The 8,057-nt window shown below is 54.6% G+C and carries 8 protein-coding genes; 4 read left to right on the top strand and 4 right to left on the bottom strand.

Annotation, left to right across the window (positions count from 1 at the left end):
• Positions 1-69: 69 nt before the first annotated feature.
• Positions 70-513 carry an acetyltransferase gene (locus tag ACY1JZ_RS24235; protein ID WP_462631291.1) on the bottom strand — a complete coding sequence of 148 codons (444 nt, stop codon included), beginning with the start codon at positions 511-513 and terminating at the stop codon, positions 70-72.
• A gap of 113 nt (positions 514-626) precedes the next feature.
• Here ACY1JZ_RS24235 and ACY1JZ_RS24230 point away from each other — a divergent pair, with 113 nt between their 5' ends.
• Positions 627-1,820: an ROK family transcriptional regulator gene (locus ACY1JZ_RS24230; protein WP_462631290.1), complete on the top strand. Its 1,194-nt coding sequence runs from the start codon at positions 627-629 to the stop codon at positions 1,818-1,820.
• A gap of 191 nt (positions 1,821-2,011) precedes the next feature.
• On the top strand, positions 2,012-3,148 hold the full coding sequence (locus tag ACY1JZ_RS24225; protein WP_462631289.1) for a Gfo/Idh/MocA family protein: 1,137 nt from the start codon (positions 2,012-2,014) through the stop codon (positions 3,146-3,148).
• Between the two features lie 183 nt (positions 3,149-3,331).
• Here ACY1JZ_RS24225 and ACY1JZ_RS24220 read toward each other — a convergent pair whose 3' ends face one another.
• From ACY1JZ_RS24220 to ACY1JZ_RS24210, 3 genes are all read right to left on the bottom strand, one after another.
• Entirely contained in the window at positions 3,332-3,514 is a 183-nt protein-coding gene (locus ACY1JZ_RS24220; RefSeq protein ID WP_270170029.1) for a hypothetical protein, read from the bottom strand.
• A 363-nt stretch (positions 3,515-3,877) separates the two neighbouring features.
• Positions 3,878-4,819, bottom strand: coding sequence for a ribose-phosphate diphosphokinase (locus tag ACY1JZ_RS24215; protein ID WP_270170031.1), 942 nt, complete (start codon positions 4,817-4,819; stop codon positions 3,878-3,880).
• A gap of 65 nt (positions 4,820-4,884) precedes the next feature.
• Positions 4,885-5,847: a helix-turn-helix transcriptional regulator gene (locus ACY1JZ_RS24210; protein WP_462631288.1), complete on the bottom strand. Its 963-nt coding sequence runs from the start codon at positions 5,845-5,847 to the stop codon at positions 4,885-4,887.
• 124 nt (positions 5,848-5,971) lie between these two features.
• On the opposite strand from ACY1JZ_RS24210, the gene ACY1JZ_RS24205 reads away from it, so the two are divergent.
• Both ACY1JZ_RS24205 and ACY1JZ_RS24200 read left to right on the top strand, forming a co-directional pair.
• A complete protein-coding gene (locus ACY1JZ_RS24205; protein ID WP_270170035.1) occupies positions 5,972-6,859 on the top strand; it encodes a sugar phosphate isomerase/epimerase family protein in 888 nt (295 codons plus the stop codon).
• Between the two features lie 152 nt (positions 6,860-7,011).
• On the top strand, positions 7,012-8,004 hold the full coding sequence (locus ACY1JZ_RS24200; protein WP_462631295.1) for a Gfo/Idh/MocA family protein: 993 nt from the start codon (positions 7,012-7,014) through the stop codon (positions 8,002-8,004).
• Positions 8,005-8,057 lie beyond the last annotated feature (53 nt).

Below are 8,057 nucleotides of genomic sequence, written 5' to 3'. Positions count from 1 at the left end.
TCGCCGTATGCGGACCCGCATGTACGGTGGTGTGAGAGGTCGGGGGCTAGCCGCCCCCTCCTACTCGATTTATGAGAAGTCCAGCTTCATATGAAGCAAGGGGAAGGGGCGTCCAGAAGCATCCAGCTCGGAGCGTCCGACCTGCTTGAAGCCCAGGCGTTTATAGAATAATACCGCCTGCTCGTTCTGCTCGTTGACATCCACGCTTGTCTTCGGGCCAATCCGCTCCACGGCATGCTGGATAAGAGAGCGACCAATGCCCTGCCTGTGAGCACTCGGATCAACGAATAGCATCTCGATCTGGCTGTTGTGCCATCCGACAAAGCCCGCTGGCTCTCCTCCCGCTGTGATTGCAATCGACAGCTCTACAGCCCGCAACGCTTCATCACGGACGATGCCCCGATAAAAAGCGATGTCCTCCTCCGTTAGAAAATGATGAGTAGCGCGCACGGCTCGCTCCCAAAGCTCAACCAGTTGATCATGTAAAGCTGGATCATACGGAATCATGTTCATCTTTGTATCTCCTAAGCATTGACATATTGAAATTCTATCCTGTAATTATAGTATACTATAGCTATACCCTACCATTAAAGAAGTCAGGTTGTGATGAGACAGATATGCTTCCAATGACAGCAAATGTACTACAACATATACGTAAAGCCAAGACACCACTAACCAAGGCGGAGCTTGCGGGACGGATTGGGGTGTCCTTATCGGCGGTATCCGACCATGTCGAGCGACTGAGCGCAGAAGGCCTCATTATGGCTGCACGATTGGGTGCATCCAGCGGCGGGAGGAAGCCGAAGCAGTACACGGTCAACCCGGAATACGGACGGCTGCTGTCCATCGAGATTGGCCTAGAGTCTTCCAAGGTTGCGCTGACGGATCTGACCTCCAGGATTATAGCTGAGGACAGTATCTTCGCACCGATCGGGGAGGGACCGCAAATTGTGTTGGGGAAGGTTGGCAGCTTATGCCGCCAACTGCTGCAGGAGCAGGATACGACGGCTGAGCAGATTAAGGGGATCGGTATCGGAGTTCCGGGGCCAGTCGAATTCTCCTCAGGCAGGCCGATCTCTCCTTCGCTCATGCCGGGCTGGGACGGTTATCCAATCAAGGCATATTGGGCAGAGCAGATGGCTTGTCCGTGTTATATTGATAATGATGTGAATGTGATGGCATTGGGCGAATATGCCGAAGGGCTGGAGCTGTCGGTGCCGAATTTTATCTTCATCAAAGCAGATACCGGCATTGGCTCGGGTGTCATCTATGAAGGCAGGCTGTATCGCGGGGCTACTGGCAGTGCGGGTGATATTGGGCACTTCGATCTGGGAGGCGATGTGCTCTGCTGGTGCGGCAATCGCGGATGTCTGGAGGCGACTGCGGGGGGCAAGGCGCTCGTCGCGCGAGCGGCTGAGGCGGCGCTGATGGGCAACAGCGCGCCATTGCTGCAGGAAGCTGCGGTGGACGGATCGCTGCGGCTAGAGCATGTGCAGGCGGGATTGCTTGCTCTTGACCCGCTCTGCATGGCACTGGTGCGGGAAAGCGGCCAGGCTATCGGGCGTGTAGCGGCAATGCTGGTCAACTTTGCCAATCCTTCCCGGATCGCCATCGGAGGACGAATGGCCGCGTTCGGGGACGCCTTCCTCGCGTCCATCCGCCATAGCATCTATCAGCGCTCGCTCCCGCTTGCTACCCGCAGTTTGACGATTGCGCCGTCTGTCCTGGGAGAGCGGGCTGGGCTAGTCGGCGGTGCCTATATGGCACTGGATGAGCTAATCACCCAAGCGACAGATGACCAAACCGATCGTTTCTTTTAGCACGTGACCGAGTCACTTATACGGGGGCATGGAACCTCAAGACGCATGCAGAATCGCTATGTCGAGCGGCTTTGTCGGCGTCTTTTGTTATGTGCTTTATACTTTTAACGTTGACTGTTAAAAGTATAACGTTTAAAGTTAAAAGTAAGCTCATATGTATGATTCGAGCAGGAGAAGAGGAGGAGCAGCAGATGAGGAAGGTAAAGGCAGGGATCATCGGGGCAGGATTTATTGGCAAGGCTCATATCGAGGCGATTCGACGGCTTGGCTATGCGGAAGTAGCAGCAGTTGCACAGGGGGACGCAGAGCGTGCAGCGCAGTGCGCGGCCGAGCTGGACATTCCGATAGCCTACGGGGATTATCGGGAGCTGTTGCGCAATGAGGAGATCGAGGTCATCCATAATTGCACTCCTAATCATCTTCATTATGAGATCAACAAGCAGGCGCTGCTGCATGGGAAGCATCTGTTGTCCGAGAAGCCGCTTACGATACACAGCGCGGAGGCGAAGGAGCTAAGCGAGCTAGCCGAGCAGCGGGGACTTGTAACGGGCATTAACTTCAATTACCGCCAGTTTCCGATGGTGCAGCAGCTCAAGAGCATGATCAGGGAGGGAGAGCTTGGCTCGCTCCACCAGATTCGCGGCAGCTACTTACAGGATTGGCTGCTATACAAGACCGATTATAACTGGCGGATGGAAGAGAAGTATGGCGGCGGAACGAGAGCCATCAGTGATATTGGCTCCCATCTGTTTGACCTGGCTCAATATGTATCTGGCCTAGCGATTGTCGAGGTGATGGCCGACATCTCTACCGTTCATAAGCAGCGCTATAAGCCCGTTGGAGCTGTTCGTTCCCCTCAGACCACTGCTGGAGAACGGGAATTGGTTGAGGTGAACACAGAGGACTGCTGCTCGGTACTCGTGAGATTTGGCAATGGCTGCAGAGGGGTCTTTACCGTCTCCCAAGTGTCCGCAGGCAACAAAAATGCGCTGGAGCTGCATGTGGATGGCGCTGTAGCGTCAGGCTCATGGAGGCAGGAGGAGCCGTTTCTTTTGCATATGGGGTATCGTGACAAGCCGCGGGAGAAGGTAGCGCGTGATCCAGATTTGTTGAAGCACGAGGTGCAGCCTTATCTTCACTACCCGAGTGGTCACGAGGAAGGGTGGCCGGACAGTCTGAAAAATATGATGCGCCACGTATACAGCGCAGTCAGGGATAAGCGTCCACTGGCTGATTCAGTTGCTACGTTCCGTCAGGGATATGAGATCATGCGGATTAATGATGCGATCGTAAGAAGCATGGAACGCGGTGGCTGGGAGTCGATATAGACTTGCTCGCCAGGCGAGGTGGAGGGAATGCCGCCCATGAACGCAAGCAAGCCGCCGCCGGCAGCACAGGGGGGCTGATACTGCTGGCGGCGGCTTGCTGCTTCATGAAGGCTTGGGGCGGGGACACTGTACGGCTACAGTGTCCCCGCCGGGTGCAACAGCTTGACTGCCGAGGCTGCTAAGCTAAGTGTAGTATTCCATTAGCAGCCGTTCGGTTTCCTCTGGCAGCTCCTTTTCGTAATGAAGTGCCTGATTCTCCATGCACTGGATGCAAGCCTCCTCTGTCTCGCAAGCGTCGGCATTCTGGCATGTATAGCAATAGTGAAGGAAAAATCTTGTGAGATCGGTGCGGTCGATGGTTTTCATAGTAATCGCTCCTTTATTATCATCTAGATACTGTAAGTTTCGTTTATCGTTGCCGGCAAGGCCGCCTAATGAATCGGGCTGGCTATTATGGAAGGTTCCTTCTATGGCTTTATTATATGCCAGGATGAAGGTTATGTATGTGATTTTTTTCACAATATTAAATGTAAAAATATCCAGTCACGTATAACATGACGGAGCTGCTCTGAGCAGCGTGCTCGGGGCAGGGGGACGCTGCTCCCTGCCCGTCTTGCATGCCGCTACGAGGATGTGAGTTCAATCTCCGACGGGAGCGATGTTGCCGCATGTTCACTTCGGGCAAGACGTGATGACACGTCCTGGGTCATGGAGAGAGTGAACTTCCCCTCAGGACTGAACATGAAACAGGGTGTCAATCGATCCGCCCTGTGAAATAATCTGAATGGCTGTCGCCAGCAGCGGAGCCATCGAAAGCACGACAAATTTGTTCGTTTCGCCATACTCATGCCAGATGGTATCGCTGATCACGACCTCGCGGATATGCGGGCTGTCCAGCTTCTCAATCGCATTGCCCGAGAACAGGCCGTGTGTCGCGCAGACGTAGGCTTCATGTGCGCCCTTCTTCTTCAGGGCTTCACAGACGTTGACGATGGTGCTGCCGGTATCGATCAAATCCTCGATGATGATCGGCGTCATCCCCTCCACCTCGCCGATAATATGCGTAATCTCCGATTGGTTATGGGCGGGACGGTTCTTGATCATGATCGCGAACGGACAATCCAGATAGTTGGCCAGCTTCTCCGCTGTTGTCGCACGGCCAGCATCGGGAGATACGACGACCGGATTCGGGATATTCTTGCTTCTCAAGTATTGGATGATCAGGTTCAATGCTGTCAGATGATCTACTGGAATCTCGAAGAAGCCCTGTATCGCGTCGGCATGCAGATCGATCGTGATGACCCGGCTGGCTCCGACTGTGGTGAGCACATCAGCGATCAGCTTGGCCGAGATCGGCTCGCGGGGCGCTGACTTTCTCTCCTGACGGGCATAGCCGTAATAGGGCAATACCAGATTGATCGTCTTGGCTGAGGCGCGCTTGGCTGCGTCAATCATGACAAGCAATTCAACGAGAAATTCATTCACGGGATGAGACAGCGCCTGCACGATGAACACATCGCAGGAACGCACGGATTCTTGATAGGAGACATGAATCTCGCCGCTTTGCTGACGAGAGATGGCGACTTGGCCTAGCGGCATCTCAAGCCGGTTGCATATCTGCTCAGCCAGCACAGGGTTGGATGTGCCGGAGAAAATTTTGACTTTTTGCATAATACCCTCCATATGTAAACTCCATGTAGCTACTATAACTCATTATACCCTTATCCCTCTCATATTCAATGCTTCCCGTCGTCTTTTTCCACTTCGCTCAATGCTGTATGCATTGCGCCAGCTAGATGATGCCTGCTGTCAGCCATTCTCCGCAGCGCGGAGGGCGTCATTCCTCTGTACTGCTTGAACAGCTTGGTGAAATAATTCGGGTTATCGCAGCCTACCAGACCGGCAACCTCTGTGATGCTCAGATCACTCCCCAGCAGCAGCCGTTCGGCTTCATTCACCCGCGACAGGTTGATATGCTCAATGAAGGTACGGCCTGTCAGCTTTTTGAAGATTTTGCAGAAGTGATAGGGATTGAGATTGACTCGCAGCGCGGCCTGCTCGACCGTCCATTTCTCCATGTAATGCTCATCCACATATTGAATCAGCGCTTTAAAGCGGCTGCGGCTGCTGATGTCCTGCTCCCTGGAGCGAATAGAGAGGGCTTGCGGCGGGAACAGGCGAGCCAACTGCGCCAGCAGCAGGTGTAGCAGGGACTTGACAATAAGCTGATAAGCGGGACGCTTCATCCGCAATTCCTCCAGCATGTCCTCCAGCAGCGCGTAATAGGCGCGGCAAGCAGGCTGAGGCCGATCCGGCTGCACCGGAAGCTGCTGGCGCCCCTCCAGATAAGGGACAACAAATTGTTCATGGATGCTATCCTGGGTGAGGTTGCTGTACAGGGAGCTGTTGAAGACGATCGATGCATAATGAATCGGCCCGTCCATACGGCTGTAGCCCACATGGAGCCCGCCAGGAGGGACGAACAGCACATCACCCGGCGCAGCCTCATACGCCTGGCTGTTAATATGAAAGACAGCTCGCCCCTGCTTCAAGGCAATGATCTCAAAGTGCTCATGCCAGTGCAGATAGAGTACATTCTGCCCCTCTCGCGTCTTGGGCAGGATGTTGTCAAACAACTGGATGGGATAGTTTTTCTCGTCCAGACGAGTATACTCCCGCAGCTCCTTCGGATAGGTCAAGTGAGATTCACCTCCACAAGATCGGGCTATTATTGCACAAAATGATGAGAGAATTGCTGAAATCCGGCAGCTATAATGGAGCTATGCTATTAACTATACGCCAATATTGGAGTGATACACAACGATGATGGAAACATTAAGAATTGGGACGCTGGTGGGTGGACAGGATGCTGTGCGCGTCATTCCGCAGATTGCACCCCATGGTTTCGAATCCTTCAGCCTCACATTCTGGCAGACGACTGGCGAGCTCGACCTGAAGGAGACCGCTAAGCGTGTACGCGAGCTGTCCGAGCAGCATGGGTTTGTCATCTCATCGCTAGGCATATTCGGCAATCCGCTCACCGGAGCGGGTGAAAGCTGCGATACTCTCGCCAGTTGGGAACGACTGATCGATCACGCGTCGTTGTTCGGTACGGACATCGTATCGGGGTTTACAGGGCGGCTGACCGGCAGAACGATCGACGAATCGATTCCAAGGTTCGCTGAGGTGTTCGGCGAATTGGCGCGCAGAGCGGAGGAGCAGGGTGTACGACTGGCCTTTGAGAATTGTGATATGGGCGGTACCTGGGCGAGCGGCGATTGGAATATTGCGCACAATCCTTCCGCCTGGGAGCTGATGTTCAATGCGGTTCCGGCAGCGAATATCGGGCTGGAATGGGAGCCATGCCATCAGATGGTGAGTCTGATCGATCCGATCCCGCAGTTGCGCAAATGGGTAGATAAGGTGTTTCATGTGCATGGCAAGGATGCAACCATCGCTTGGGACATCGTCAAGGAATACGGCGTCCATGGGCCGAGGCCCTTCGTGTGGCACCGCACACCGGGGTTTGGCGACAGCAACTGGTCTGATATAATTACAATATTGAGACAAGCGGGCTACACGGGCACGATTGATATAGAGGGCTGGCATGATCCGGTGTATCGCGACGAGCTGGAGATGACGGGCCAGGTGCATGCGCTGAATTACCTGAAGCATTGCCGCGGCGGCAGCTATATTCCGAATCCGTCCTGAATAGCAAGTCGCTGAAATAAAGCTTATAATACAGAGGAAGTTGTGCAGCCAGCGCCCACAGTTGGAAGCGCTTATCATACACATCTGAACTAGAGGAGAGAGGGAGCACGGTGAGCATCGCATACAAGATTGTGGTGGCGGGCTGCGGGCAGATGGCTCACAGTTGGCTCGATTATGCCATGAAACGAAAGGATGTCCAGATTGTCGCACTGGTGGACATCAAGCTGGAATTCGCCCAGGCGATGAAGGACAGACGCGGGCTGGATTGTGGTGTCTATGATTCAATCGAAGAAGCGGTAGCTGCTACCGGAGCGAATCTCGTATTTGACATTACGGTGCCTTCGAGCCACTATGCAATCAGCACCGCAGCGATGAAGCTGGGCTGTCATGTGATGAGCGAGAAGCCGCTTGCGGAGACGCTGGAGCAATGTGACAGCATAGTGCGCCTGTCCGAGCAGACGGGCCGTTCTCATGCTGTAATGCAGAATCGCCGTTATGATACGCGCATCCGTTCCTTAAGGCAGCTACTGGATGCCGGAACGATCGGGCGTCCTGGCTTTATCGGAGCGGACTTCTTCCTTGCGCCGCATTTTGGCGGGTTCCGCGACGTGATGGAGAGCCCGCTGCTGCTCGATATGGCGATTCATACGTTTGACCAGGCGCGGTTCATTCTTAATGCCGACCCGGTATCCGTATACTGTCAGGAGTTCAATCCTCCAGGCTCATGGTATGCGGGCAATGCGGCAGCAGTCTGTATCTATGAGATGTCTGATGGCTCCATATTCAGCTATCGGGGCTCCTGGTGCGCCGAGGGGGCCGCAACGTCCTGGGAAGCCTCCTGGCGCATTACCGGGGAACGTGGAACCGCAATCTGGGATGGTCATGGGCAGCCGTATGCGGAGGTGGTCGAAGCAGTGCAGGAGGATGGAGTCTTCACCAGGCAGGCGGCAAGAGTGGAAGCTCCGGTCGTGGAGCTGGCCAACACCTTCCATCACGGCTGTCTGGATGAGATGTTTGCCGCTCTGCAGGAAGGACGCAAGGCGGAGACGGATTGCCGCGATAATCGGCTGAGCATGGCGATGGTTCTGGGCGCGCTGGCTAGCGCCAAGGAAGGGCGCAAGCTGCGCATTGCGGAGCTATCGTAACGGGGAGTACCGCTCGCGGGACGGCCAGTCGTGGTTGGATCGGAGAAGCTAGC

The sequence above is a fragment of the Paenibacillus sp. J5 genome (assembly GCF_054955055.1).
Note: the sequence above shows the minus strand (reverse complement) of the source record. Positions and strands in the feature narration are given on the sequence as shown.

Coding starts and splice junctions, on each gene's coding strand:
- ACY1JZ_RS24215 (WP_270170031.1), bottom strand. CDS start 4,819: ATGCAAAAAGTCAAAATTTTCTCCGGCACATCCAACCCTGTGCTGGCT.
- ACY1JZ_RS24220 (WP_270170029.1), bottom strand. CDS start 3,514: ATGAAAACCATCGACCGCACCGATCTCACAAGATTTTTCCTTCACTAT.
- ACY1JZ_RS24230 (WP_462631290.1), top strand. CDS start 627: ATGACAGCAAATGTACTACAACATATACGTAAAGCCAAGACACCACTA.
- ACY1JZ_RS24225 (WP_462631289.1), top strand. CDS start 2,012: ATGAGGAAGGTAAAGGCAGGGATCATCGGGGCAGGATTTATTGGCAAG.
- ACY1JZ_RS24200 (WP_462631295.1), top strand. CDS start 7,012: ATGGCTCACAGTTGGCTCGATTATGCCATGAAACGAAAGGATGTCCAG.
- ACY1JZ_RS24235 (WP_462631291.1), bottom strand. CDS start 513: ATGAACATGATTCCGTATGATCCAGCTTTACATGATCAACTGGTTGAG.
- ACY1JZ_RS24205 (WP_270170035.1), top strand. CDS start 5,972: ATGATGGAAACATTAAGAATTGGGACGCTGGTGGGTGGACAGGATGCT.